This is a genomic window from Variovorax sp. W1I1 (assembly GCF_030815625.1).
GTDB classification, from domain to species: Bacteria; Pseudomonadota; Gammaproteobacteria; order Burkholderiales; family Burkholderiaceae_C; genus Variovorax; species Variovorax paradoxus_C.
Map to the genome: position 1 here is coordinate 2,475,367 of NZ_JAUSWZ010000001.1, position 26,326 is coordinate 2,501,692.

A 26,326-nucleotide genomic window follows, 5' to 3' on the forward strand; every position below is an offset into this window, starting at 1 on the left:
TCGGCCCTGTGACTCAACGGCGCTTGAAATCTGCGACGTACTTGAAGACGTCGAAGTTGCCTTCGAGCGTGCCGAAGCGCGCGTCGAGCTGGTCGCGTCGGAAGCCGATGTAGTCCGGCTTGCCGACCAACGGGATCATGTTGGCCGAGCTCTCGATCAACCCGCATGCGCGCGTCATCAGCTTGTCGCGCTCGGGCCCATTGGGCGTCTGCCGGATCTGCGCCATCAGTTCGCCGTACTCGGGCACGGGCTCCAGGAATGTGGTGAAGACCGGCGAAAAGCCGGATGTCCACCAGTTCAGGACGATGCCGGGATCGGAGAAGCCCGCAAACCAGGTCAGCGACGCATCGAAGTTCGAGTCCTTCGGGTTCGTCGTCAGAACGCGCTTGTACCAATCGGCCACGGGCACTTGCTGCACCTGAACGCTGAACCCAGCTTCCTGCAGTTGGGGCTGCAGCACCTGGGCGATCAGCGGATAGGTCACCAGCACCGACGAGGCGATGAGGTTGATGCGCGGATTGGGGTTGCCCGCCTCCTTCAGCAAAGCCTTGGCCTTGGCCACCCGCTCCTTGCGTGGCTGCGTGTAGCTCGGCAGTCCTTCGCAAAGCTTCTTCCCGAAGGCACTGGGAACGGCGTACTCCACGGCCGACTCGCCGCCGAAAACCGCGTTGACGATCGCAGGTCGATCGACGACCAACGCCGCGGCCTGGCGCACACGACGGTCCTTGAAGACCGAGTTGCCGCTCAGACCACTCAGGTCCAAGTGGAAGTAGTTGGGCGTTTTCTGAACCACCGGCTGCACGCTCGGGATGGCGGCCAGCAAGCGCGGCGTGTCCGGGTTCTCGAATGTCGCCACGTCGATGCTGCCGTCACGCAAGCCGGCAAGGCGCGCTGCGTCATCGGGCATGACCCGGATCGTCATCTTGTCCATGAGCGGCTTGCCGCTTTGCCAATAGTGCGGATTTCGCTCCAGCAACCAAGCCTCGTCCTGGCGGTGTTGCGCCACCTTGTAGGGGCCGGAGCCGAGCATGCCCTTGGCAGGATCGAAGCTGCCCGCCTCGATTTCCTTCATCGGCAGGATCGAGGTGGTCGCCACGGAAAGTATGGACAGCAGCGAGGTATTCGGCTTGGCCAGGTCGATGCGCACGGTATGGGCGTCGATCGCGACCACATCGCTCACGCCACCGATCTGCTTGCCCCAGCCGCGCGCCTTTTGCGGATCTGTCAGCCGCTTCAGGCTGCCCACCACATCGGCCGAGGTCAGCGGCCGACCGTTGGAAAACGCTGCGTTCTTGCGCAGCTTGAAGACATAGGACGTGGGCGAAACCTGTTCCCAGGATTCGGCCAGCTTGGGCGTGATGTTGAGCTTGTCATCCGTGCTCAGCAACTGGTCGTAGATCAGATAGAAGACCGTCCACGACGAGCCATCGCCCGACGAATGCGGGTCGGTGGAAAGCACCTCCGACGGCTTGCCCCAGATGAGGGGCTTCGGGTTCTGCGCGAAGGCAAGGCCTGGCAAGACCAGGAGGGACGCCGCCGCAACCACTGCCGGCAGCCAGGTCCGGCCACGCCCGAACGCACACGAGATTCCAGTCATTTGAACTATCCGTCCTTCCGATTGATGACACGCAAATGTTATTTGACTAACATTGCATAGGTCAATGCAATATTAATACCAAGAGATAGGAGTAATCCCTTGCCCCACCCCACCACACAGACAAGAGCGAGGGATCTCGGGTTGCTCTTTTCCGGAAAGACAGGCCCTGCCAACGCGATCACCGACGTGCCCGGCGTCGAAATCGGGCAGACGACGCTCATTCATGGGGACGGCTCGCCACATCTTGGTGCGCCCGCCGTGCGCACCGGGGTGACGATCGTTCTGCCGCGAGGCCGATCCGGCGTGCTGCAGCCGGTCAAGGCCGGCGTGCACGCACTCAACGGCAATGGCGAGATGACCGGCACGCATTGGATCGAAGAGGCCGGGATCTTTCGCGGCCCGATCGGTGTGACGAACACGCACAGCGTCGGCGTGGTCCATCACGCTCTGGTGCGGTGGCTGTCCCGCGTCGACGGTGATCGCGGTGCCTACCCGTGGCTGATGCCGGTGGTCGCGGAAACCTGCGATGCCGTGCTCAACGACATGGATGGGCTGCACGTCGAGGAGTCTCATGTGTTCGAAGCCATCGCCGCAGCCGCGCCTGGCGCCGTCGCGGAAGGCAACGTCGGCGGAGGCACCGGCATGGTCTGCTACGGCTTCAAGGGCGGAACCGGCACGGCGTCGCGCGTCGTGAACGTCGCGGGCCAGGACTACCGTGTCGGCGTGCTGGTCCAGGCGAACATGGGCATCCGCCCCTGGTTGAACGTGCTGGGCGTACCCGTCGGTGAACTCATGCCCAGTTCAAGCAGCCGCCAAGGCGAGCCGGTTGCGCGCGAGCAAGGCTCGATCATCGTGATCGTAGGAACCGATGCCCCGCTTCTGTCCAGTCAGCTCAAGCGGCTTGCAAGGCGCGCCGCACTGGGCGTGGGCAGAACCGGCACGCCGGGAGGAGACGGCTCCGGCGACATCATGCTGGCATTCACCACCCACGCCGACCAGGCGCCCGGGGAGCTGGGCGTCTGCCGGACCGAGTATCTGGCTCAGCACACCCTCGACCCGCTCTTCCTCGGCGTGGTGCAAGCCGTGGAGGAAAGCATCCTGAACGCGCTGATTGCCGCCCAGACCATGGTGGGCCGGAACAACACGCGCGTGGAGGCGCTGGATCACAGTATGCTGATCGACCTGATGCGCCGCCATGGCCGCATCGCCGACACCCGATGAAATCTTCCCTGTCCCTTTTTGAACGCATCGAAGCGGCATCGTCCGAGATGACACGCTCGGAGCGGCTTCTGGCGGCCTACCTGACCGCCAACGCTCGCGAGCTGACGCTGGAGAACGCGGCGTCCGTGGCACGAAAATCCGGCGTGAGCCCGATGACCGTTGGGCGTTTTGTTCGCACGCTCGGTTACGACAGCTTCGACGAGATTCGCCGCGCAGCCAGTCGCTTGAGCGCACCTGCGGAGCTTCGCATCGCCGGCCGCTTCGAGCAATTCAGTCGTAGCCAGGTGCCCGTGTCCGACGTGCGCAGTGCGCAACTCACACAGCAAATCGATGCGTTGGTGGCCGCGCACGATCTGGCGACCGGAGAGCACTGGAACGCCATGGTGCGGCAGGTTGCGACATCCCAGCGTGTTTTCGTCGCGGGCTACCAAACCGTGCGCGGTGTTGCCTCCGACTTTGCGGCGCGCCTCGAATATGTGCGCGAGGGCGTGAAGTTTCTCGATGGTTCGGACGGCACCTACGCCGAACTTTTAGGCGCCCTGAAGAGCCAGACACGCTGCCTGGTTCTTGTCGACATTCGTCGTTATGCGAAGCAAGCCGAAGCGTTGGCGTCGGCCGCCACGGAGGCCGGCATTCCGGTCTTTGTCATCACCGATGCCTACTGCCACTGGGCTCGAACCTACACCCCGCATGTTTTTCATGTGCAGACGGATGTCGGCTTTTTCTGGGACTCCACCGTTGCGATCGTGGGCTTCATCAACCTGCTGATGAACGGCGTGATCGAGCAACTCGGGAAGAAGGTGGGTGAACGTGTCGGCCGGCTCGAGAAGCTGCAAGACCGTTTCGGCGCATTCCTCGATTGACATTCGTCATCGGGCACCGCCCCGGCCTGCCTGGCAGCACGTGCGGGTGCGTGCCCTCGGTTCGTCGCCGCGACCAATAAATTCGCAAGGGACAGTCACTTTCGATAGTGTGAGCGTCGATTGAAAGACCCGACGAAGTTGCTAGTCGATCAACGCCGAGCGGCAGCAACCGGTCCTGAAGCGGACATTTAACTTCAACCGTTCAGAAGACCGCTTTTGGCCGAACTCGGAAGTCTAGCCTTGGCCAAAGACAGTCCGCTCGAGCCGCAGACCTGCCGCTCGCAGGGACGAGCTGCCGACCTCGGCGCGGCATGTTCCTACGGTCTTGCGGTGCGTTCCCAGCCGCCGATAAGGTGGGCACTGGCGTGCCTCTGGTTGTCATCGGGTCCGTGTGGCTTGGCCGTTGCTGGTTCTGGCCCGACGTTCGGATGCAGGCCGCAGCAATTTCCGCAAAAACTACAAAGCACCTTTTCATGCCTTGATGCATGGCGCGATTCCCTCGCTCCTAAACTGAGAAAAACCATTCTCAGCGGCCCATTCAGGAGACATCGCAATGCATATCCGAAAGCGCCTCGGCGGCTTTCTGCTCGTTCTCGGCCTTGCCGTCGGTACGGCGCAGGCTCAGCAACCCCTGCGTATCGTGGTTCCGTTCGCGGCTGGCGGCGGAACAGACCAATACGCGCGGCTGCTGGCTTCCGAGCTCACCAAGCGCGGCACCCAGACCATCGTGGAGAACAAGCCCGGCGCCAGCGGCATCGTGGCGGCAGACAACGTTGCCCGGCCCAGGCCCGACGGCACCACCTTGCTGATGAGCTCGCTGAGCATTCTGGCGAGCAACACCGTGATGTACGACAAGCTGCCTTACGACCCCGTCAATAGCTTCACGCCGGTCACGCAGATCGCCTATCAGCCGACCATCGTCGTGGGACGCCCGGATCTGCCCTACAAGAACATCAAGGAAATGGTGGCCTATGCCAAGGCTCATCCGGACAAGATCAACCGGGGCTCGCCGGGCGCATCCATCCTGACCAACCTGGCGCCGCTGGCCTTCGAGGGCATGGCCGGCATCCGAACGACGCACATCCCGTTCAACGGAGATTCTCCCGCCCTGCAGGCCATGCTCGGCAGCCAGATCGACATCCAGGGCACCTCCATCACCGGCCCGCTGCAGCACGTCAAGGCGGGCAAGATGCGCGTGCTGGGTGTGATGGACGCCAAGCGCCTGCCGCAGGTGCCCGATGCACCCACTTTCAAGGAGCAGGGCTACGACATCGAGGCGCTGCTCTGGTATGCGCTTTCCGCGCCCGCCGCCACGCCGAAGGACACTGTCGACAAGCTCAATCGCGCCGTCAACCAGGTGTTGGTCGATCCTGACTTCATCGCGCGTTCGCAAGCGATCGGCATGGAGCCTCGCGGCGGCACGCCGCAGGCGCTGGCCGACTATGTGAAGGCCGAGACGCAGCGCTGGGTGCCGGTGCTCGAGCGGCTGGACCTGCCCAAGCAGGGGCAATGAATGAACGCGCTGTTCGACGACACCGTGGCCCTGGTCAGCGGAGCGAGCCAGGGAATCGGCTTTGCTGTTGCAAGCCGCCTGCTTGACGCCGGCTGCCGTGTGGCATTGACCGACCTGGACGCCGACAGGACGCGCGAGGCGGCCGCACGCACGGGCTGCGCCGCGGGCCGGGTGCGGCCCTATGCGCTGGACGTGCGCGATGCCGCGCAATGCGCCGCCGTGGTTGCCGACGTGACGCAGGCCTGGGGCCCCGTGGGGGTGCTGGTGAACAACGCGGGCGTGGGCGGCCGCAGTGCCGTGTTCGAGGCACAGGCGCTTTCGCAAGACATCGACCACGTGATGGCGGTAAACGTCAAGGGCGTGCTCAATCTGACGGTGGCATGCACCGAAGGCCTGCACCGCACACGCGGCGCCATCGTCAACGTGGCATCCATCACCTCGCTCGTCGCGACCTCGGCCCACATGGCCTACGGCGCCTCGAAGGGCGCCGTCGCTCAGCTGACCAGGTTCCTCGCGCGGGATTTCGGGCCCCATGGCGTGCGCGTCAATGCTGTGGCACCGGGCCTGGTGATGACGCCGATGACCGCCCACATCGCGGATGACGCCGAGCGCCACGAGCGGATGGTGCGCCGCACTTTTCTTGGCCGCGCGGGCGACCCGCAGGACATCGCAGGACCCGTGGTGTTCCTGGCATCGCCGCAGGCCCGCTACGTCACCGGAACCATCCTGCCGGTGGACGGCGGCTACACCGCCAACTGAGGCAGCCGCGCGCCTGGCCCGCAGGACAGGGCACGATCAATCACGAACAGGGCATGCCGCATGCCTTCATTGGGAAGAGAACACATGATCCGAGATCCTTCTGCGTTCGATGACACGCTGGGCACGTTGCGGCGCTACGTGCGCGAGCAACTGATTCCGCGCGAGGCGCAGGTCGAACAACTGGACGAAGTGCCTGCCGACCTCGTCGACGACCTGGCGAGCCGTGGCTTCTTCGGCTGGTCCATTCCCCAGGAGTGGAACGGCGGCGGCATGACGACCGAAGAACTGGTGCTCGCCGCGATGGAACTGTCGCAAGCCTCCGTGGCTTTCAGGGCGCGGGTTGGCACCAATACCGGCATCGGCTCCGAGGCGCTGGTCGCAGACGGCACGCGCGAGCAGAAGGCCCGCTACCTGCCGTTGCTGGCCAGCGGTGCCCTGACCGGTGCGTTCGCGCTGACCGAGCCCGATGCCGGCTCGGACGCGACCGCGTTGACGACGAGCGCCGTACGCGACGGCGATCACTACGTGCTCAACGGGACCAAGTGCTTCATCACCAATGCGCCGATCGCGGGGCTGTTCACCGTGATGGCGCGCACCGATCCGAAGGATCGGTCCGCCCGTGGCATTTCGGCTTTCCTGATCGAGCGCGGAACGCCCGGGCTCGCAACCGGCGAGCCGTACCGCAAGATGGGGCAGGCCGGATCGCCGGTGTCCGAGGTGCATCTGACCGACTGCCGCGTGCCGGCCGCCAGCATCATCGGCGGCGTGGAGGGCATGGGCTTCAAGACGGCCATGAAGGTGCTCAACAAGCAGCGCATCCATCTTGCGGCGCTGTGCACGGGTCCAGCGATCCGCATGCTGGATGAGGCTGTCGCGTGGACCTGCCAGCGTCGGCAATTCGGCCAGCCGGTGGCCGGCTTCCAGCTGGTGCAGGCGTTGATCGCCGACTGCCAGACCGAAATCCAGGCCGCACGGGCATTGATCCTGCAGACCGCGCGCCAGCGCGACGCCGGAGAGGACGTGACCATGCAGGCGTCGATCTGCAAGTACTTCGCTTCGGAGATGTGCGGGCGCGTGGCGGACCGCTGCGTGCAGATGCTGGGCGGCACGGGTTTCATCCACGGCCATCCCATCGAGCGCTTCTACCGCGACGTCCGCTTGTTCCGCCTCTACGAAGGCACGAGCCAGATCCACCAGCTCAACATCGCCAAGCGCACCATCGCTGCGACCGGCTATCGCCTGGGCGAATGAGCGAGCTGCACCACGCCAGATCCGAGGAATACCACCGAATGAACCACCCTTCCATGCAACCTCTTGCCGGCGTGCGTGTGCTGGACCTGTCGCGGGTCATGGCCGGCCCGCTGTGCGGCATGGCGCTGGCCGACCTGGGCGCCGACGTGATCAAGGTCGAGCATCCCGAGCGCGGCGACGACACGCGCGACTGGGGCGTGCGCATCGGCAGCCACAACACGTCCTACTTCAACAGCTGCAACCGCAACAAGCGCTCCATCTGCGTGGACCTGCAGGACAAAGAGGGCCAGGACATCGTGCGCAAGCTCGCGGCGCAGTGCGATGTGGTCATCCAGAACTTCAAGTACGGCGGCGCGCAGAAGATGGGCCTGGGCTACGAAGACTTGCGCAGCATCAACCCGAAGCTCATCTACTGTTCGATCTCGGGCTACTCGGTGCTGAGCGAGGAAAAGGCGCGGCCGGGCTACGACCTCGTGATCCAGGGCGAAACCGGCTTGATGGCCATGAACGGCGAAGAAGGTCAGGGCCCTTTGAAGTTCGGCATTGCCGCAGTGGACATGTTCACCGGCATGTACTCGGCCCAGGCCATCCTGGCCGTGCTCTTCGAACGCACGCGCACCGGTGAGGGGCGCCACATCCAGATGTCGCTGTACGACAGCGGGATGATGATCACCTCGTACTACGGGCTCACCGCCTGGCTCAACAAGGGTGACCCCGCCAAGTTCGGCAACTCGCATCCGTCGATCGTGCCCTACGGCGTGTTCGAGGCCGCGGACGGCCCGGTGGTGATCGCGGTCGGCAACAACGGCCAGTTCAGGAAGTTCTGTGACGAGGTGATCTTCTGTCCCGAGCTGCCGGTCGATCCGAAGTTCGCCACCAACACCGAGCGCTCCAAGCACCGGCATGAATTGCTGCCGCTCCTGCTGGCGAAGATCGGGCAGTTCCCGCGCGCCGATCTCATCGCGCGCATGAACACGGCGGGCATTCCCTGCGGTCAGGTGCTCGGCCTCTATGACGCGCTGCAGTCCGACCGGACCGCGCAGACCCAGGTCTGGCACCGCTTCGAAGACACGCAGGCGGGGCCGCAGGCCGTCCACGCGCCGCCCTACATCATCGATGGCGCACGCGCGGGCGTGCGCCACCACCCGCCGCACCTGGGGGAGCATACGGCCGAAGTGCTGCGTGAACTGCTCGACATGGGCGAGGCCCAACTCGATTCCCTGAGCCAGAGAAGCGTCATCAAATGAAGGAACACCGTATGCGCGCAACCGAATCCGCCGACTCGCGCCGGCTCTTGCTGAAGTCGTGCCTCGCGGTCGGGGCGGCGCCCTGGCTGGCGTCGCTGGCCGGCCGCGCCAACGCGGCGGGCAGCTGGCCCGAGAAAACCGTTCGCATGGTCGTGGCCTTCCCGGCCGGCGGCCCGACCGATGCGACGGCGCGCCTGATCGCCCAGAAGCTGGCCGGGGCGCTCGGCCAGCCCGTCATCGTGGACAACCGTCCCGGCGCCTCGGGGTCCATCGGGACCGCGTCGCTGATCAAGTCGGCGCCCGACGGCTACACGGTGTCCATGTTCGGCATGCCCGCGCTGGTGGCACCGATCGTCTACAGGAACAACCAGTACGACGTGCGCAAGGATTTCACCTGCGTGTCGTCGGTCTACGACCTGCCGCTGGTCTTGATGATCAACCCGCTGGTGCTGCCGGGCGTGAACGATCTCAAGGGGTTCATCGCGGCGGCCAAGGCGCAGCCGGTCAACTACTCGACCGCGGGCTCGGGCAGCATCGGCCACCTGGCGATGGAGCAACTCAAGGACATGGGCGACTTTCCGATGCAGCACGTGGGCTACAAGGGCAGTGCGCCCGCCATCACCGACCTGCTCGGTGGGCAGATCGGCGCCATGTTCGTCGACCTGGTGGCGGCCATGCCGCACATCCGCAGCGGGCGCCTCAAGGCGTTGGCGCTAGGCTCCGCCGATGCCCGGGCCTTCCTCCCCGAGGTGCCGTCCATCGCGCAGCAAGGTTTCGCCGGTTTCAACGTGAGCAGCTGGAGCGGGCTGATCGTGCCCAACGGCACGCCGGCCGCCGTCGTGACCCGGCTCGATTCGGAGCTGCGCCGCATCCTGGCCGAGGCGGACACGAAGCGCGGGCTCGAGACGATCGGAGCGCTCAGTGCCTACCAGCCGCCGGAAGTCATGAAGCGGCGGATGGCCAGCGAGTTCGAGCGCTGGAACAAGGTGGCGTCGGAGAAGGACATCTCGATCTGATTTTGGGTTTGCGCCCTCGGGTGCCGGCGCCATCGCAGCAACGCCCCGGAACCCGAGCCCTTGGAGGCTCGCGTTGCGGGGCGTTGTGCATGGAGCTTGAGGATCAGTGCGATTGCTTGGGCAGGTTCAGGCTGCGCAAGATCGGGAGCCACCGGTCCGCCTCGACCTTGATGAACCGCGCCAGTTCTTCGGGCGTGCCACCGCGCGGCTCCATGCCGATGGCGCGGGCACGGGCCACGAACTCGGGGTCGGCGATCACCTGGTTCACGGCCTTGTTCAGCCGGTCGATCACCGGCTTGGGCGTGCCGGTGGGAACCGAGAGCGAGTACCACAGCGTGGCTTCCATGTCGAAGCCCTGTTCCTTGAACGTGGGCGCGTCGGGCACCTGCGGCAGGCGCTGCGAATCCATCACGCCGAGCACACGCAGCTTGCCCGACTTCACGTAGGGCAACGATCCCGTGATCGACGTGCCGTGGATATCGATCTGGTTGCCCAGCAGGGCCTGCAGCGCCGGCGCGTCGCCGTTGAAGGGAATGTGCAGTGTGCTGATGCCCTGTTCCTTTTCGAAGGCGATGGGTGCCAGGTTCGTGAGGATGGCCGCGCCGGGCGAACCGCGGTTGATCTTGCCGGGGTGCTGCTTGGCGTAGGCCACCATTTCCTTGATGTTCTTGTAGGGCAGGTCGGTGCGGCCCACGACGATGGCGGGCTGGTAGGCGATCTGCGTGACCGGCGCGAAGTCCTTCACCGGGTCGTAGGGCAGCTTGTCGTAGAGCACGCTGTTGTTCGCGAGCGTGCCGAGCGAGGACACGAGCACCGTCTGGCCGTCCGGCTTGGCGCGCGCGACGTAGTCGGCCGCGAGGATGCCGCTGGCGCCGGGCTTGTTCTCGATGATGACGTTCAGGCCCTGCTTGTTGAGCTCCTGGGCCAGGATGCGGCAGTACTGGTCGGTGCCGCCGCCGGCGGCGAAGGGCACCACGATGCGGGTCACCTGCTGGGCGAGGGCCGGGGCGAGTGCGCAGGCACCCAGCGCCAACCCCATGACGAGTTTGCGATAGCTCATTTTTTTGTCTCCTGTTCTGGTTCGAATCGAACGCTGGATTTAGTCTAGGGCGCAGCTCGCGGTGGTGATCTGCAAGGAATGAAAAGCAGCTTTGCGCGATGTGCCGGCCGGGGCGCCAGCCCGCCCGCACACTTGCCCGATGACCGTGAAGATCACCCGGGTCGGGACGACCAAGGACCAATTGGGCGAGAGCCCCTGCTGGGATGCCGATGCGCAGGCGCTGAACTGGATCGACGCGTTGTCGGGCTCCCTTTGGCGGTTGAAGCCCGGGAGCGGAGAGCCCGAGCGGCACCTGCTGCCCGCACCCGTGGGTTCGATCGCGCCATGCCGCGGCGAGGCCGTCGTGGTGGCGCTGCGCCAGGCCTTTGCCCGCTATGACTTCGCCACGCGCACGCTCGAGCACCTGGCCCGCATTCCCTTGGACCATCCGAAGGTCCGCTTCAACGATGGCAAATGCGATCCGGCGGGCAACTTCCTGGCGGGCACCATGCACGTCGATCGCCAGGCCGGCGAGCGCGTGGAGGGCGGGCTCTACCGGCTGCGCCCCGACCTTCGCGTGGAGCACCTGGCCGACGACATCGGCTTTGCCAACGGGCCTTGCTTCAGCCCCGACGCACGCGTGCTGTACCTGGCCGACAGCCTGGAGCGAACCCTCTGGGCCTACGACTACGACCCCGACGGCCCATTGCGCAACAAGCGCCTGTTCGCGAAGACGCACGCCTTCGACTCCGGGCCCGACGGCGCGACGGTCGACGCGCAAGGGTTCCTCTGGACGGTGCTGACCCGGGCCGCCAGGCTGGCGCGCTATGCGCCGGACGGCACGCTGGAGCGCCTTGTCGAGCTGCCGGTGAGCTACCCCACGAGCATCTGCTTTGGCGGGCCGCGCCTGGAAGACATGTATCTGACCAGCATTTCACGCAGCGCGCGGCTGGAGGGCGACAAGGCGCAGGACGGCGGGCTGTTCGTGATCACGGGCCTGCCCGCCGCGGGGCGTCCGCCCGATCGTTTCGCAGACGTCTAGCGCGTTTCGCTTCTCAGCGCGTCCGCCACGTAGTCCACGAAGGCGCGCACCTTCAGCGGCAGCACGCGGCTCTGCCGGAAGACGGCGAAGACGCCGTTGGAAAACGCCCGCACGGCAAAACGGTATTCGGGCAGCAGCCGCACCAGCGAACCGTCGCGCAGGTCGTCGCGCACGGTGGCCTCGGACAGCAGCGCCACGCCCATGCCGCCGATGGCGGCCAGCCGCAGGAGTTCACCGTTGTTCGCGCTCAGTACGCCCTGGATGGCCAGTTCCTGCTGCTCGCCCGCCGGATCGATGTACTTCCAGGTGATGACCTCGCGCTCGCGCCGGTAGGTGAGGCAGCGCACCTGGGGCAGGTCGGTGGGGTGGCGGATGCGCGAGTAGGTCTTCACGAAGGCGGGGCTCGCCACGAGCACCTCGTCGCTGGACTGCAGCCGCTTGATGACAAAGCCCGAATCGTTGGACTCTCCCGTGCGGATGTCGACGTCGAAGTCGTGCTCCACCAGGTTGATCGGATGCTCGGAGAGTTCAAGCTCGACACGGATGTCGGGGTAGAGCTCCGAGAAGCGCGGCAGCAGCGGTGCGAGCACCCGCAGGCCGATGTGCGTGCGCGAATGCACGCGCAGCCGGCCTTCGGGCCGCTGGCGCGCGTTGTGCACGGCCTGCTCGGCCTCGCTCATGAGTTCGAGCATGGCTTCGGCCCGCTCCAGGAAGGCCTGCCCAGCTTCGGTCACCTTGAGGTTGCGGCTGGTGCGGTCCACCAGCTGCACGCCCAGTTCCTCTTCCAGTGCGCTGATGCGCCGCGAGATGGTGGCGGGCGACAGGCTGAGGCTGCGGGCCGCGGCCGAGAGGCTGCCTTTGCGCTGGGTGGCCACAAAGATGCGCAGCGAGTCGAGGGCCTTCATTTCGAAAGACGCAAAGAAGCTGTGCGTTCGCTGGTGATCCACGCGGGCGTCGAGTTCCTACGATGGACCTCGATCGAAAACAGCCAACCAGGAGCAACAGCGATGGATTTCGGAATCTTCATTTTGATGCAGCAGCGGAACAAGCATAAGACCTCCCACCAGATCCTGCGCGACGCCATCGAACAGACGCGTCTGGCGGACGAACTGGGCTTCGGTGCCGCGTGGTATGCCGAGCATCACTTCAGCAACTACGGCATGTGCTCGTCGCCGTTGACCATGATCGCGCACTGCGCCGCGGTCACCCGCAACATCCGGCTGGGAACCGGCATTGTCGTCGCTCCGCTGTACACGCCGGCCCGCCTGATCGCCGACGTGGCGATGGTCGACCAGCTGTCCAACGGCCGCCTGAACCTGGGCATCGGCTCGGGCTACCAGCAGTTCGAGTTCGAGCGTTTCGGCGTGTCGCTGGACTCCGCCAAGGCCCGCACCTTCGAGATGCTCGACATGCTCGAGGCGGGCCTGACGCAGCCCAAGTTCAGCTACGACGGCGCGTACTACCAGCAGCCGATGAGCGCCATCAGCCAACGCGCGGTGCAGCGTCCCACGCCTCCGATGTGGATCACGAGCGTCGATCCGGCGTTCCTGTCGCGCGCCGTGAAGTCCGATCACCATGTGTTCGTCTCCGGCGGCGACGGCGGCCTGGAGAAGCTGGCGGGCACCCGCGCGCTCATCGACAAGGTCGCCGTGGCCGAGGGCAAGGACCCCGCGGGCGTGCAGGTCGGCCTGCTGCGCGCGGCCTATGCGAGCAACAACAAGGACGAGGTGGAAAGCTACCTCGAATGCGCCCGCTACCAGCGCCGCATCGCCGTGAGCCTGAAGCGCCGCACCGCGCAGATCGCCGACGACTACCAGGTCGAGGAAGGCATCGTCGAGGGCGAGCCCACGCTGGACGAGATGCGCGCGCTGCTGCCGGTGGGCGACATCGACACGGTGATCGAGCGCGTGGTCCACGAGATCCGCACGCTCAAGCCGGTGCACTACTGCTTCCAGACGCAGATGGGCGATTTCGATCACGCCGCGATGCTGCGCCAGCTCGAGGTGTGGGGCAAGGTCATCATCCCGGCGGTGCAGCAGGAGATCGCCAACGATCCGCCGCACCGGCCTGCGGTCGCGGCCGAACTCGCCGCGGCCTGAAGCCGAACGCGAAGGAGACGCCATGTCCGAAGCCGCCGAAGACAGCGCCCGCTGCGCCATCGAGCCTGCCCAGTTCCGTCAGCTGCTCGGTTGCTTTCCGACCGGCGTGGCGGTCATCACCACCTGCACGCCGGACGGCCAGCCGGCCGGCCTGACCTGCAACTCCTTCAGCTCGGTCTCGCTGGATCCGCCGCTGGTGCTGTTCAGCCTGCGCAATGCCAGCCGCCTGCTGGGCACGTTCCAGGCGGCGGACGGCTTCGTCATCAACATCCTCTCGGAGCAGCAGGACGCGCTGTCGGGCCGGTTCGCATCGAGCAAGGTCGAAGACAAGTTCGAGGGCGTGCCGTGGCGCGCCGGCGCACTGGGCATGCCACTGATCGACGAGTGCCTCGCGAGCTTCGAATGCCGCGTGCATGCGGCCCACGAAGCCGGCGACCACACCATCTTCATCGGCGAGGTCCGGCACCTGAGCGCCGGCGCGGCCGATCAGGCGCTGGTGTTCTACAAGGGCGCCTACATGAAGCTGGCGGAGTCGCTGCGCAAGCTGGTCGTGGAAGGGCGCCTGGGCGACGCCGACATCGACGAGGCCTATCGCACGCTCTACGGCACGTTACTGCGCCTGGCCAGCGAGCGCGCCACCGAGGCCGAGCTGGACGCCGTGCATGAAGCCGCCGGCGCCATCGAGGCGCACCCCGACGATGCGCCGCTGAAAGAGCGCATCGCCTCGGCCAGCGCGTTCTTCGCCTCGATCGCCGCGGCGGGCCATAACGAGGCGCTGACGCTGATGGCGCAGACCATGACCAGCGTGCTGCGCGAGCGCATGACGCATGTGCTGTCGGTGCGCCCGCGGCCCGACCTCTATCCGCTGCGCCGCAAGGTGGCGCACAACCTGCGCCGGCGCGACGCCGCCGGTGCCACCGCCGCCCTGGACGAGCTGATCGCGCAGCTGCGCAAGGGTTGAGCCTTTTCCGATATTCCACAGGAGACAAGATGTCCATCGATTACGCCGGCTTCCGGCGCGAACTCGAATCGTTCGTGCGCAGCGCCTGCCCGCCAGAGATCCGCGCCGTCGTCGCGGCCGGCCAGAAGATCACCAAGCGCGAATACCAGGCCTGGCAGAAGATCCTCAACGCCCAGGGCTGGGGTGCGCCGAGCTGGCCGCGCGAGGCGGGCGGCACGGGCTGGGACATCCGCCAGCGCCTCATCTTCGAGGAGGTGATGGCCGAGCACGACTGTCCGCCCCTGTACCACCATGGGCTGGGCCACATCGGCCCGGTGATCATCCGCTTTGGCACGCCCGAGCAGAAGGCGCGGTTCCTGCCGCGCATCCTCGACGGCTCGGACTGGTGGTGCCAGGGCTATTCGGAGCCCGGCGCGGGCTCCGACCTGGCCTCGCTGTCCACCAGTGCGCGCCTGGACGGCGACGAGTGGGTCGTCAACGGCCAGAAGATCTGGACCTCGCATGCCCACGAGGCCAGCATGATCTACATGCTGGTGCGCACGTCGAAGGAAGCGAAGAAGCAGGAAGGCATCTCGCTGCTGCTGGTGCCGATGGACGCCCCGGGCGTCACCGTGCGCCCCATCCGGACGATCGACGGCTGGCATCACCTGAACGAGGTGTTCTTCGACGAGGTGCGCGTGCGCGCCGACAACCTCGTCGGCGAGGTCGGCAAGGGCTGGACCTGCGCGAAGTTCCTGCTCGAGCGCGAACGCCTTCCGCCGGCCAACGTGGCGCGGCTGGAACTCATGCGCCGCCAGGTCACGCAATTGGTCGAGGAGGCGAGCCGCGCCGCCGCGGGGCTGCGCGACTTCAGCGGCCTGCACCACAAGCTGCTGCTGTGCGAAGCCGACGTGAAGGGCGCGCGCGTGATGATGGCGCAGGCCACTGACGACCTGATCCACCAGCGCCCGCTGGGCGTGCAGCCCTCGGTCATCAAGATGACCTGCGCCGATGTCGCGCAGCGCCTGACGACCATCGCCCTCGATGCGGTCGGCCCCGATGCCGCGCATCGTTTTCTCGTGGACGACGGGGATGCCGGGGACGATGTGCCCGAGGCCACCTGGATCCAGAACTACATGTTCACGCGCGCCCGCACCATCGCCGGCGGCACCTCCGAGGTGCAGCGCAACGTGGTCGCCAACGAACTGCTGGGAGCCTGAGTCATGACCACATCTTTCCCGCCGCTCTTTCCCGGCATGCTGCTGGACGCAGCCAGCCGCTATGCCGAAGACCACATCGCCCTCGAGATCCAGGGCGACCCCGTGCGCGAACTGGGCTGGACGGCCACCCTTGTGCCCGAGGACGTCGGCGGCGTCGGCGGCAGCCTGAGCGATCTGGCGTCCATCGTGGAGGGGCTCGCCACGCACGGCCTGCAGTTGCCGGTGGTCGAGACCTGCGCCGTGGTGCCGCTGCTGCTGCAGGCCGCGGGGGCCGAAACCGCCAGGCGCTGGCTGGAGGCCGTGGCCGAGGGCAGCGTGCAGATGGCGCCCCTGACGGCCTTGTCGGGAACGCCCGATGTCCATGCCGTGACGGCCACGCATCTCGACATCGGCTACGAGCTGAGCGGCACGGTGCAGGGTGTCGATGCGACGCTGCCTGCCACGCACTACCTCGTGCCCGCGCAGGTCGATGGCGAGGACGCCATTTTCCTGGTCGATGCCGAAAGAGTCGGCGCACCGAAGGCCCGGTACCGGACGATGGAAGGCCGCGTGGGCGCGGACTTTGTTCTGGCGCAACTGGCCGTGCCCGAGAGCGCATGCATCGCGCGTGGTGCCGCCGCAAGTGACGCACGCGCCAGGGCCACCGATGCCGCCTTGCTGCTCACGGCCGTCGACACGGTGGCTGCGCTGGCCACGCTCATCCGCCAGACCGTCACCCATCTGAAGGAGCGGCGCCAGTTCGGCGTGGCGCTCTCGAGCTTCCAGGTGCTGCGCCATCGCGTGGCCGACATGTATGTGAAGTACCTGGGCGCCAAGGGCCTGGTGATCCATTGCTTTGACGCCTTCGAGCAGGACGCGCCCGATCTGCGCCGCACCTTGCGCCTGGCCAAGGTGTCGCTGGCCGAGTCGGCGCGCGCCTGCGCGGAAGCGGCCATCCAGATGCACGGCGGCATGGGCGTGAGCGAGGAGGTGCTGGCCACGCGCGTGGCGCAGCGCCTCGTCGCCTCCGAGTTCCGCTACGGCGACCGGCTGCTGCATGTCGCCCGGCTGCTCGCGCTGGCGCCGGAGGCGGGCGCGCCACACCTTTCTTTTTCCAACCAAACCGGGAGTGTGCGATGAGCATCAATCTGGAAGTTTCCGAACACATCGCCGTCGTCCGGCTCGACAAGCCGCCGGTCAACGCGCTGGACCGCGCCACGCGCCGCCGCCTGATCGAGATCTTCGACGAGGTCTCCGAGCGCACCGACGTGCGCGTGGCGGTCCTCACGGGCACCGGCAAGTTCTTCTGTTCCGGCGCGGACCTGAAGGACCGCCCCAACGCGGAGAAGGCCGGGGACTTCCTCGACCACAACCGCTGGACGCGCGAGACGGGCAATGCCATCCGCGAATGCGCCAAGCCCGTGATCGCGGCCGTCAACGGCCCCGCGCTGGGCGCGGGCTTCGGCCTCATGGCCTCGTGCGACATTTTCCTGGCGAGCGAGGACGCCACCTTCGCCATGCCCGAGATCAACGTCGGCCTCGCGGGCGGCGTCTCGATGCTGCGGACCATGGTCGGGCGTTCGTTCACGCGCCGCATGTTCTTCACCGGCATGAAGGTGCCGGCCGCCGAGCTGTACCGCCGCGGCGTGATCGACGAAGTGGTGCCCGCCGAGCAGCTGATGCCGCTGGCGATGGAGATCGCGCAGGAGATCGCCTCCAAGGCGCCGCTGGCCATCGCCTATGCCAAGCAGGCCGCCAACATGATGGACCTGATGCCGCAGCGCGACGGCTACCGCTTCGAGCAGAACTTCACCATGGCGCTGGCCCGCACCGAGGACGCGCAGGAAGCCCGCAACGCGTTTCTCGAGAAGCGCAAACCCGTCTACAAGGGGCGCTGAGATGCCGGTCGTGGAAGTGGGGCGCGGCATGGACGCGCTGTTCAAGCCGCGCTCGATCGCCATCTTCGGGGCGTCGGACGACGTCACCAAGATCGGCGGCCGGCCGCTGCAGTTCCTGCAGAAGTACGGCTACGCGGGCGGCATCTACCCGGTCAACCGCAAGGCGGGCCTCGTGCAGTCGCTGCCGGCCTATGCGAGCCTGGACGACGTGCCCGAAGTGCCCGAGTTGGCCGTGGTCGCCGTCCCGCCCGCGGGCGTGCTCGACGCGGTGAAGGATTGCGCCCGGCGCGGTGTGAAGGCCGCGGTCATCCTTTCGGCCGGGTTCTCCGAGATGGGCGAGGAGGGCGGTCGCCTGCAGGCGCAGATCGGCGATGTCGCGCGGGCCACCGGCATGCGCGTGGTCGGCCCCAACTGCCTGGGCGCGATCGGCGTGCCCGACAAGAGCATCGCCACCTTCTCGGTGGCGCTGGAGTCGTCCTTTCCCGTGGCCGGCTCGGTGGGCATCGTCTCGCAGAGCGGCAACCTGGGCAGCTTCACACTGCGCCTGGCCGGCGAGCGCGGCCTGGGCGTGAGCCGCATGCTGACCACCGGCAACGAATGCGACGTGGACATCGCCGATGCCATTGCCTCGCTCGCTGCGGACCCCGGCACTTCGGTGATCCTGTGCTGCATGGAAACCTGCCGCGACGGCGCGAAGCTGACGCGGGCCATGGCCATGGCCCGCGAGGCGGGCAAGCCGCTGGTGGTTCTGAAGGTCGGCGTCTCGGAGGCCGGCAGCGAGGCGGCCGCCTCGCACACCGGCGCCCTGGCCTGTTCCGACGCCGTGTTCGATGCCGTGCTGCGCAGCGGCGGCGCGATCCGCGTGCCCAGCATCGAGCAATTGCTTGAAGTCGGCCATGCGCTGTCCGTCGTCGGTCCGACGCGCGTGCCCGGCGGCCACCGCGTCGCCGTGCTCACGGCTTCCGGCGGCTTCGGCGTGCTGCTGGCCGATGCCGCCAGCGCGCAAGGCCTGGCGCTGCCCAAGCTCGCGGCACAGACGCAGGAGCGCATCCTGTCGGTCGTGCCATTCGCCGCGCCCTCCAACCCGGTCGACATGACGGCGCAGGTGTCGAGCCGGCCCGAGGTCCTGGCCCAGATGCTCGATGCGGTGGCGCGCGATGCCAGCTGCGATGCGTTGATCCTGCAGTCGGCCAATGCCTTCCATGTGGCCCGGCTGCGCGATGTGTTCCTTGCCGCGCTGGAACAGGTGCGCAAGGACCATCCTTCACGCCTGATCGTCCTGTGTGCCCGTGCGCCGCAGGAGGTGCGGGTCACGCTCAATGCCATGGGCTTTCCGGTGGTCGAAGGCATCGATGCGGCTTGCGCGACCCTGGCGGCGTTGCTGCGCTTCGGCGCGCGAGGCGACGTACGGGCTGTGGCACCGGCCATCGAACGCGTGCCGTTGGCCGCAGGGGCCTTCGCGACCGAGGCGAGCGCCAAGGCCGTGCTGGCGGAAGCCGGCCTGCCCGTGCCGCGGGAGGCGATCGCCGCCAACCGCGACGAGACGCTCGCCGCGGCGCGCGCGATGGGTTTTCCGCTGGTGCTCAAGATCGTCTCGCCCGACATCGCCCACAAGACCGAGGTCGGCGGCGTGTTCGTCGGCGTGCGTTCCGAAGCGCAACTGCTCGAGGAATACGAAAACCTGCTCGCGCGCGTGGCGCAGAAGGCGCCCGCGGCCCGCATCGCCGGCGTGCTCGTCGCGCAGATGGTGCAGGGCGGTGTCGAGCTGATCCTGGGCACCAAGAAGGACCCGATGTTCGGTCCGATGGTGATGGTCGGCCTGGGCGGCGTCTTCGCCGAGATCTTCAAGGACGTGGCGCTGCAGCCGGCGCCTGTCGACGAGGCGCAGGCCACCGCCATGCTGCGGTCGCTCAAGGCCTTCCCGCTGCTCGACGGCGCGCGCGGCCGGCCCAAGGCCGATGTGCCGGCGGCGGCCAAGGCCATCGCGGCGCTGTCGCGATTTGCCGTGCGCCATGCCGACGGCGTGTCCGAGATCGATATCAACCCCCTGGTGGTGCTGGACCTGGGACGCGGCGCGCATGCGCTCGACGCCCTGCTGGTGCCCGACGAACCCCTCACGAAAGCCCACCCATGACGATGTCTCTTTCAGGCCGAGCGGCCTTCATCAGCGGCGCCGGCCACGGCATCGGTCGCGCCACCGCGCGCGCCATGGCCCGCCTGGGCACCACGGTCGGCATCAACGACCTGAAGCCCGAATTCGTGGAGGAGGCCGTGGCCGAGATCCGCGCGCTGGGCGGCCAGGCCATCGGGCTGCCCTGCGATGTGTCGACGCGCGAAGGCATGCGCGAAGCCGTGGCGCAGTTCACGCGCGATGCGGGACGGCTGGACATCATGGTCAACAACGCGGCCTGGGTGCGCTACCAGCCGCTCGCGGAGATCACGCCCGAGGTCATGGACCGCATGGTAGAAATCGGCTTCAAGTCGGTGATCTGGGGCACCCAGGCGGCGGCCGAGGCCATGGACCCGGCACGCGGCGGCTCGATCATCAACGTGGCGTCCATCGCGGCCTTCAAGTCGCCCATGCGGTCGGTGGTCTACAGCGGCATCAAAGCCGGCGTGCTGGGCATCACCCGGGCATCGGCGGCCGAGCTCGGCGCGCGCAACATCCGCGTGAACGCGGTGGCGCCCGGTGCCGTGCCTACTGAGGGCACAGCCAGGAATCGCAACGCCGAACTCGATGCCAAGCGGATCGCACGCACGCCGCTGGGCCGCCTGGGCACGGTGGAGGACATCGCCGACGCCATCTGTTTCCTCGCCGGCGACGCCTCGCGCTTCTTCAACGCGGACGTGCTGCGCCTGGACGGCGGCGCCTCGGAGACGTCGCTGTGAGCGGCGCGCAAGCGACAGCCCCACGTCGGCTGCAGAACGTCTACGTCGCGGCGAGGCAGCCGGTGAAGCTCCATGACTTCTATACCGCCGCGCTCGGCCTACAGCTGAAGTTCAACGACGGCGAGCGCTGGTTCCAGTACGGCATCGGCAACACCAACGTCTCACTGGCCTGCCTCGAGGAAGCGGCTCCCGCTGCCTCCGGCCTCGTGATGGTGTTCGAAGTGGAGGACTTCGACGGCGCGCAGGAACGGATCACCGCTGCGGGCGGACAGGTGCTCGGAATGCGCGACATGGGCGGCCATGGCGTGGTGCTGTCGCTGCGCGACCCGGAGGGCAACATCGTTCAGCTGTTCCGGCGGGCGCCGCCACCGGGCGCATGAGCGCCCCGGCTTCGTTACAGGCGCTGATCGACCGCGAGGCGATCCGCGACTGCCTCTACCGCTACTGCCGCGGCATCGATCGCTGCGACGAAGCGGCCCTGCGTTCGGCCTATTGGGAGGATGCGACCGACTGCCACGGCGCCTGGAACGGCAGCGCCAGCGGCTTCATTGACCAAGCCCTGGCCAAGCTGCGCCAAGGCGGGCGACGCGTGCACCAGATCACCAACGTGCTGATCGAACTGCACGGCGATACCGCGGCGGTGGAAAGCAGTTTCTTTGCGCTGCAGACCATGGCCGCGCAGCCGGCGCAACAGACCTTCCTGTGCGGGCGCTACGTCGACCGCTTCGAGCGACGTGCCGGCCAGTGGCGCGTGGCCGCCCGCACCGTGGTCTACGACTGGATCGAGGAGCGCGCGCGGCCCGAGCTCGCACGCGACGACCCGACTCTGTTCGGGCCCCGGCAACCGAACGGCCTCGCGGCGCCGGACGACATGGTCTATCGATTGCTAGAGAACATTCCCCGGGGCTGAACCCGGCAACAAGAGATCCACACTGTTTTTGCAGCAACCATCCCGACCACCATGAACGTTCGACACCTCATTTGCGCTTTCATTCTCGGAGCCTCCTTCATGGGGGTGCACGCACAGAGTGCGGCGCCTGCGACGGCATCCTCGTTGCTGTCGCAGGCCCTGGTCCTGTCCGATGGCGTGCAGCCCCAGGTGGTCGAATGGCGTCGGCACATTCACCAGAACCCCGAACTGGCCTACCAGGAAATCGGCACCGCGAAGTACATCGCCCGGGCTCTCGCCGGCGTGCCCGGCCTGGAGGTGCGCACCGGAATCGCCGGCACGGGCATCAAGGCCGTGCTGCGTGGTGCCCATCCAGGCCCTGTGGTGGCGCTGCGTGCGGACATGGATGCCTTGCCCGTGGAGGAGCGCAACGACCTGCCCTTCAAGTCCACGGCCAAGGCGGACTGGCTGGGCAAGCCCGTCGCCGTGTCGCATGTCTGCGGGCACGACGCGCACGTCGCCATGCTGTTAGGCGCGGCCAAGGTGCTGTCGTCGTTGCGCGAGCAACTGGCTGGCACGGTGGTCTTCATCTTCCAGCCGGCTGAGGAGATCGGCCCGGGCCTGGGCAAGTCCAGCGGCGCCATGGCCATGGTGCGCGAGGGCGTGCTCGACAACCCCAAGGTCGACATCGTGCTCGGCCAGCACATCAGCAACCAGGCGCCTTCCGGCGCGATCCGCTACAGGCCGGGCCCGATGCTGGCCAGCATCGACGTGTTCCGGATCCAGTTCAAGGGCACGGGCGGCCACGGCGCGGCGCCGTGGGCCTCCAATTCGCCCATGCTGGCTGCGGCCGAGACCGTGCTGGGCCTGCAGAACATTGTGAGCCACCGGATCAACCCGACCATCGACGGCGGGCCGACGATCGTGAGCACCGGCATGCTGCAAAGCGGGAATCGCTTCAATGTGCTTCCTGAGACGGCCGAGATCGCCGGCACGATCCGCGCACTCTCGTCAGCGAACCAGAAGATCGCTCAGGAGGAGATCCGCCGCCGCGCCGCGGGCATCGCGGCCAGCTATGGCGTGCAGGCGGACGTGAAGATCGATAGCGGAGACGGCTACGAAGTGCTGGTGAACGACCAGGATGCCACGCTCTCTCTGGTGAGCGCCTTCGGTGCCGCCGCGGGGGGTGCTGCGAAGGTGAGCCAGATGCCAGCCTCCATGGGATCGGAAGACTTCGGCGCCTTCGGCTCGACCGGTGTGCCGGTCGTCTTCTGGATGTTGAACGCTTCGCCGATGAGCGACAAGGCCGGGCCGGTGAATCACTCACCGCTGTTCCAGATCGACGAGTCGGCGATGCGCGTAGGCGTTCGCGCGCTGACCGCGGCCACGCTTTCTCAACTGGCCAGCGCGCGACCTCAGGGGCGTTGAGCTGCCGAGGCAGTTCGACCTCGACGACGGCGCAGCGCGATACTGCTAGCTCCAAACGATGGAGGCGACGATGACCCCTTGCGAAGCTTGCAAAGAATTGCATCAGAAGCGGCATACCCATGCACCGCACGCAGCCTAAACACTGATCAGCAGTCGGCGACACACACATCCCAGCAAAGGGGGCGTCGAGACCTATCGTTGCAGCGTATGCGAGTGCGAGATGACGAGGGACATTGATCTGCGAGACGACAAGGCTGGTTGGGAGCTTTGAGTTCGACCTCAAGCTTCCTGAGCACAGGCTGAGCTGCTGCGCCAAGCCGAACAGCGTGGCGCGCCAGCCCGTATGGGGCGTCGTCCGGGCCCGCGCGATGGGCACGCGGCGGCCCTCCCGTGAATCAACGCCTCGTGGGCGAAGTTCGAGTTGGTCTGGCTTTTTGCCGAATTTCGCCGCCGCCTGTGTTGCGTTGAACCAGCCGTCGTCTTGGTAGGCGATCGCGTTCCCTGGTAGTTGCGTGTGACGATCTGCATGGCTCATCCCTCGGCCTAAAGGGGTTCCGTGGCAACCTTGGAGTTGGTCAGCGGGCCTCCCATGAACGCGGTAGCCCGATGGGCTCGCCAGCGCATGTGCAGCGTGAGAGCATCGTGCCAAGCTGTCCGCCAAGTACGGGGAAGCCGGGCGCCCGACCCAGCTCGGCACGAGGAGACCAAAACCATGAAGACAACATTGCTCGCCATCCTGCTCGCGGCGGCCGCCGGCGGTTCCAACGCAGGTTCCCTGGCCACGCCGGGCAGATTGGGATTCAATCCCGCCGGCGCCTCGTCTGCGCCGATCGTCGAGGCTGCTAATCGATCGGGAAGCCGACGCGTCGGCGGCAGCGGCCGTAGCGGCAAGGGCAGCCATTACGTGGGCGGCCGGCGCAGGTAGACCAACTGGGCCCACAAGGGGGCCCGAGAGGATTGGCGGCAATAGCTGATGAACGCGGCGCCGCCGGCATCATCTGCTTGGCATGCTGGGCCTGGGAGGTCTTCGCACGGTGGAGAAGGTCAAGGGCGCGGCATAGCCCTCGGGATAGGCTTGGAGAGTAGGCCCTAGACTTCAAAGGCCCTGGTGTAAGGGCTTAAATGCGCGTTGACGAGGGGCGAGAGTTGGCCGGGGTAGTCCTGCTCATGATCACGAGGCCAAATTGACCGGTGTGCGCAGTCATGTCGAGTTCTTCCACTCTGGCAGTCCGATTTTCTCGACTCTGGCTTGGCCTTCGACAAAGGCCCATCGGAACATACGCTTTTTTGTTTTACGAGATGAGCTACCGGACTTCATGAAGGTGTAGGGGTTCGAGCCGGCCGCTGCGACGTATTTCCTTCCAACGTCCCTTGCCTTTGCGTTGTGAGGAACATCTTCCGTTTTGTCGGGATGGTAGACACTGACAAAGGATTCCCATCCGGCAACGTGCAGAGGACCTTTGGACGAGTAGGCGTCCTGGTAGCCGACGGCAAACATGCTGATGAAAGACAGTTCCTCTACCGGCAAGCCATGAATCGTAGGGTCATAGTCGCGCAATCTGTCATCGAACGCGGCTTCTTTATCGTGCCGTCCCGAGTAGCAAGCAACGAAGCTGACCTTTTGTGCGCGGGGCACACTCGCCGCGGTCAGCTTCGTGATCAAAGAATATGGGCCTCCGCCTGCAATTTGCCCGCTTTCTTCCTGACCGTGGGCTACGACGTACAGGCCGATCTCGATCAACGCGCCAGTGGCGGTGGTTTGAGCGTTAGAGGGCGTCGCTTCTAACTTCTCCCAACGATTCACCTCGGTTACGTCTCCTCCTGCCGAGATTTTTTTCCAGACAACGCGTTGGGTTCCGACGCGGGACTCGGTTGCGTACTTTTCGAACAAACCTTGCGCGCTCTTGGCGGTAATTTCTGTCGAGCCAGGGCCACCGTCAACCACCACAATCCATAGTTCTTTTGCGTACATCGAAGGCCACCTCCGGTGATTCAAAAACGAAAGAATGCGTATCGGACAGACACAATTTGAAGAACCGCTTCGGCGTCTGCGCAGTCGATCAGCGTACCCGCGATCAGATATTTAGCATAGACAGCTAAAACCTGCGACCTTCGCGAGTGCGGCCTTCGTCCATGCGATGGTGCTGACAGAGTAGAGGGCTAGGCAGCGAAATCTCCGACCCGTCGGCCGCCACCATCACGCCAGGCGTCGATTCGGAAATCTCGACGGGCATGCCCATGTGTTCGTGGACGCGCCCGCTCTGCGCACAAGCGAACCCGGGGACTTTTAAGTTCAACCTTAGGGAGTTCCCATGCGGGCACATCACCTTCACCTTCAGAGTCTTCGACGCCGCGCCTGCCCAGAGCAGGGCGGTCACTGCTTCTACTGCCTCCAGCCTATGGGGCGCAATGTGAGCGCCGAGCACTTGGTTGCGCGCATGGACGGCGGCAGGGACTCGCGCGGCAACATCGTCGCGGCATTGCCGACGGTGCAATGCGGTGCGTCATGCACTCTTTCCAGGTGCCGCCCCCGATCCCGAAACTTATCAGGGCTTTGTGCTGTTGGTTGCCGCGGCTCGCTTGAGCCTAGATGAGCAACCATGAAAAAGCCCGCACGGAGCGGGCAATGTGTTACGGCGCGGCCGTCGCGATCAGGCCGGGTTGATATTTTGAGGAATTTCGACCGGCCCGATTCCGTTGTAGACGATCTCGTTGGTTTCGGCGAGGTGACGGTCCACCGTTCGCCCGGCGTGATCTTGTAGTCGCCAGGCGCGAGGGGCAACTCGCAGTCTTCGTAGACGCCTGGCCTAGCCACGATGGCGCGCGGAGGATAGTGGCCTATGCGTTGAAAAAATCGGTCTGGCTCATGTGCGAATTGTCGTTCGTTGATGTGCGGAACTTTCCTCCGCTGTGACCATCGTTGACAGAGCAAAACGCTGCGACGCGCTACAAAGGTCCGGAACAACAACGGCAGTTGCAAATGATTGGGTCTGGTCGATGGGCGCTGACGGTCAACGAACTGAAGGAAGGGGAGTTCCATTTCACCGTCTTGGTTGCTGTTGATGGCCCAGACGGCGCAGATGACCTGGATGACTCGAAGGACCCTGATGTTCCAGATCACTCGCTGAGCTTTCGACCAGTGGTCAACCGAGCGAGGCGGAGGGATGCTATCCGAGCTATGGCGCATCCCGAGGCGTTGCATCCCGTCCCTGGCCATCTCTCCCATGATCATGGGAGGACACTCGCAAACCCTCGTAGAGCAACTCGACCACGGCACCACACTTCGACCTCCATCAACCGAGGAGACACATGAAAAAGATCGCAGTCCTGCTTGCAGCTCTATGTATGAGTTGCGGCGCTCTCGCTCACTCGGGCGGCACCGACAAGAACGGTTGCCATCGCGACCACAAAAACGGCGGCACGCATTGCCATTGAT

At 66.1% G+C, this 26,326-nt stretch carries 24 protein-coding genes; 20 read left to right on the forward strand and 4 right to left on the reverse strand.

From position 1 onward, the window contains the following. Positions 1-13: 13 nt before the first annotated feature. Positions 14-1,597: an ABC transporter substrate-binding protein gene (locus QFZ83_RS11725; protein ID WP_307506354.1), complete on the reverse strand. Its 1,584-nt coding sequence runs from the start codon at positions 1,595-1,597 to the stop codon at positions 14-16. A gap of 99 nt (positions 1,598-1,696) precedes the next feature. On the opposite strand from QFZ83_RS11725, the gene QFZ83_RS11730 reads away from it, so the two are divergent. From QFZ83_RS11730 to QFZ83_RS11760, 7 genes are all read left to right on the forward strand, one after another. Then, on the forward strand, positions 1,697-2,818 hold the full coding sequence (locus QFZ83_RS11730) for a P1 family peptidase (RefSeq protein WP_307506358.1): 1,122 nt from the start codon (positions 1,697-1,699) through the stop codon (positions 2,816-2,818). Further along, the gene (locus QFZ83_RS11735) at positions 2,815-3,681 is read left to right on the forward strand and encodes a MurR/RpiR family transcriptional regulator (RefSeq protein WP_307506361.1); all 867 of its coding nucleotides are present in this window, start codon (positions 2,815-2,817) and stop codon (positions 3,679-3,681) included. The genes QFZ83_RS11730 and QFZ83_RS11735 overlap by 4 nt, the downstream gene beginning before the upstream one ends. A 553-nt stretch (positions 3,682-4,234) precedes the next feature. Further along, positions 4,235-5,194 carry a tripartite tricarboxylate transporter substrate binding protein gene (locus tag QFZ83_RS11740; RefSeq protein WP_307506364.1) on the forward strand — a complete coding sequence of 320 codons (960 nt, stop codon included), beginning with the start codon at positions 4,235-4,237 and terminating at the stop codon, positions 5,192-5,194. Further along, positions 5,195-5,953 (forward strand): SDR family NAD(P)-dependent oxidoreductase, encoded by a 759-nt coding sequence (locus tag QFZ83_RS11745; RefSeq protein WP_307506367.1) that lies wholly within the window; start codon positions 5,195-5,197, stop codon positions 5,951-5,953. A gap of 84 nt (positions 5,954-6,037) precedes the next feature. Further along, positions 6,038-7,204 (forward strand): acyl-CoA dehydrogenase family protein, encoded by a 1,167-nt coding sequence (locus QFZ83_RS11750; protein ID WP_307506370.1) that lies wholly within the window; start codon positions 6,038-6,040, stop codon positions 7,202-7,204. 38 nt (positions 7,205-7,242) lie between these two features. Further along, positions 7,243-8,451, forward strand: a complete 1,209-nt coding sequence (locus QFZ83_RS11755) for a CaiB/BaiF CoA-transferase family protein (RefSeq protein ID WP_307506373.1) — start codon at positions 7,243-7,245, stop codon at positions 8,449-8,451. Positions 8,452-8,462: 11 nt separating this feature from the next. After that, positions 8,463-9,467 (forward strand): tripartite tricarboxylate transporter substrate binding protein, encoded by a 1,005-nt coding sequence (locus QFZ83_RS11760; RefSeq protein WP_307506376.1) that lies wholly within the window; start codon positions 8,463-8,465, stop codon positions 9,465-9,467. Positions 9,468-9,570: 103 nt separating this feature from the next. On the opposite strand, the gene QFZ83_RS11765 is transcribed toward QFZ83_RS11760, so the two are convergent. After that, the gene (locus QFZ83_RS11765; RefSeq protein WP_307506379.1) at positions 9,571-10,527 is read right to left on the reverse strand and encodes a tripartite tricarboxylate transporter substrate binding protein; all 957 of its coding nucleotides are present in this window, start codon (positions 10,525-10,527) and stop codon (positions 9,571-9,573) included. Between the two features lie 139 nt (positions 10,528-10,666). Between QFZ83_RS11765 and QFZ83_RS11770 the strand changes: the two genes are divergently transcribed. Beyond that, a complete protein-coding gene (locus QFZ83_RS11770) occupies positions 10,667-11,548 on the forward strand; it encodes an SMP-30/gluconolactonase/LRE family protein (RefSeq protein WP_307506382.1) in 882 nt (293 codons plus the stop codon). On the opposite strand, the gene QFZ83_RS11775 is transcribed toward QFZ83_RS11770, so the two are convergent. Then, complete coding sequence (locus tag QFZ83_RS11775; RefSeq protein WP_307506384.1) at positions 11,545-12,453, reverse strand: LysR family transcriptional regulator; 909 nt, start codon at positions 12,451-12,453, stop codon at positions 11,545-11,547. The genes QFZ83_RS11770 and QFZ83_RS11775 overlap by 4 nt on opposite strands. 102 nt (positions 12,454-12,555) lie before the next feature. Here QFZ83_RS11775 and QFZ83_RS11780 point away from each other — a divergent pair, with 102 nt between their 5' ends. The 11 genes from QFZ83_RS11780 (at position 12,556) to QFZ83_RS11830 (ending at position 23,815) form a co-directional block, all read left to right on the forward strand. Then, a complete protein-coding gene (locus QFZ83_RS11780; RefSeq protein WP_307506387.1) occupies positions 12,556-13,647 on the forward strand; it encodes an LLM class flavin-dependent oxidoreductase in 1,092 nt (363 codons plus the stop codon). A 22-nt stretch (positions 13,648-13,669) separates the two neighbouring features. Further along, entirely contained in the window at positions 13,670-14,608 is a 939-nt protein-coding gene (locus QFZ83_RS11785) for a flavin reductase (RefSeq protein WP_307506390.1), read from the forward strand. 29 nt (positions 14,609-14,637) lie between these two features. Then, the gene (locus QFZ83_RS11790; RefSeq protein WP_307506393.1) at positions 14,638-15,807 is read left to right on the forward strand and encodes an acyl-CoA dehydrogenase family protein; all 1,170 of its coding nucleotides are present in this window, start codon (positions 14,638-14,640) and stop codon (positions 15,805-15,807) included. A 3-nt stretch (positions 15,808-15,810) separates the two neighbouring features. Further along, positions 15,811-16,926 carry an acyl-CoA dehydrogenase family protein gene (locus QFZ83_RS11795; protein WP_307506395.1) on the forward strand — a complete coding sequence of 372 codons (1,116 nt, stop codon included), beginning with the start codon at positions 15,811-15,813 and terminating at the stop codon, positions 16,924-16,926. Continuing rightward, positions 16,923-17,684 carry an enoyl-CoA hydratase/isomerase family protein gene (locus QFZ83_RS11800; protein ID WP_307506398.1) on the forward strand — a complete coding sequence of 254 codons (762 nt, stop codon included), beginning with the start codon at positions 16,923-16,925 and terminating at the stop codon, positions 17,682-17,684. The genes QFZ83_RS11795 and QFZ83_RS11800 overlap by 4 nt, the downstream gene beginning before the upstream one ends. 1 nt (position 17,685) lies before the next feature. Then, entirely contained in the window at positions 17,686-19,818 is a 2,133-nt protein-coding gene (locus tag QFZ83_RS11805; protein ID WP_307506401.1) for an acetate--CoA ligase family protein, read from the forward strand. Beyond that, positions 19,815-20,573, forward strand: coding sequence for an SDR family NAD(P)-dependent oxidoreductase (locus tag QFZ83_RS11810; RefSeq protein WP_307506403.1), 759 nt, complete (start codon positions 19,815-19,817; stop codon positions 20,571-20,573). Before QFZ83_RS11805 ends, QFZ83_RS11810 begins: the two co-directional genes overlap by 4 nt. Further along, complete coding sequence (locus tag QFZ83_RS11815; protein ID WP_307506405.1) at positions 20,570-20,953, forward strand: VOC family protein; 384 nt, start codon at positions 20,570-20,572, stop codon at positions 20,951-20,953. Before QFZ83_RS11810 ends, QFZ83_RS11815 begins: the two co-directional genes overlap by 4 nt. Continuing rightward, entirely contained in the window at positions 20,950-21,483 is a 534-nt protein-coding gene (locus QFZ83_RS11820) for a nuclear transport factor 2 family protein (RefSeq protein ID WP_307506407.1), read from the forward strand. Before QFZ83_RS11815 ends, QFZ83_RS11820 begins: the two co-directional genes overlap by 4 nt. A 99-nt stretch (positions 21,484-21,582) precedes the next feature. After that, a complete protein-coding gene (locus QFZ83_RS11825) occupies positions 21,583-22,890 on the forward strand; it encodes a M20 family metallopeptidase (RefSeq protein ID WP_307506409.1) in 1,308 nt (435 codons plus the stop codon). 712 nt (positions 22,891-23,602) lie between these two features. Further along, positions 23,603-23,815 (forward strand): hypothetical protein, encoded by a 213-nt coding sequence (locus QFZ83_RS11830; protein ID WP_307506411.1) that lies wholly within the window; start codon positions 23,603-23,605, stop codon positions 23,813-23,815. A 276-nt stretch (positions 23,816-24,091) separates the two neighbouring features. On the opposite strand, the gene QFZ83_RS11835 is transcribed toward QFZ83_RS11830, so the two are convergent. Then, positions 24,092-24,862, reverse strand: a complete 771-nt coding sequence (locus tag QFZ83_RS11835; protein ID WP_307506414.1) for a hypothetical protein — start codon at positions 24,860-24,862, stop codon at positions 24,092-24,094. Between the two features lie 1,337 nt (positions 24,863-26,199). On the opposite strand from QFZ83_RS11835, the gene QFZ83_RS11840 reads away from it, so the two are divergent. Further along, entirely contained in the window at positions 26,200-26,325 is a 126-nt protein-coding gene (locus QFZ83_RS11840; protein ID WP_307506416.1) for a YHYH domain-containing protein, read from the forward strand. Position 26,326: the final 1 nt, after the last annotated feature.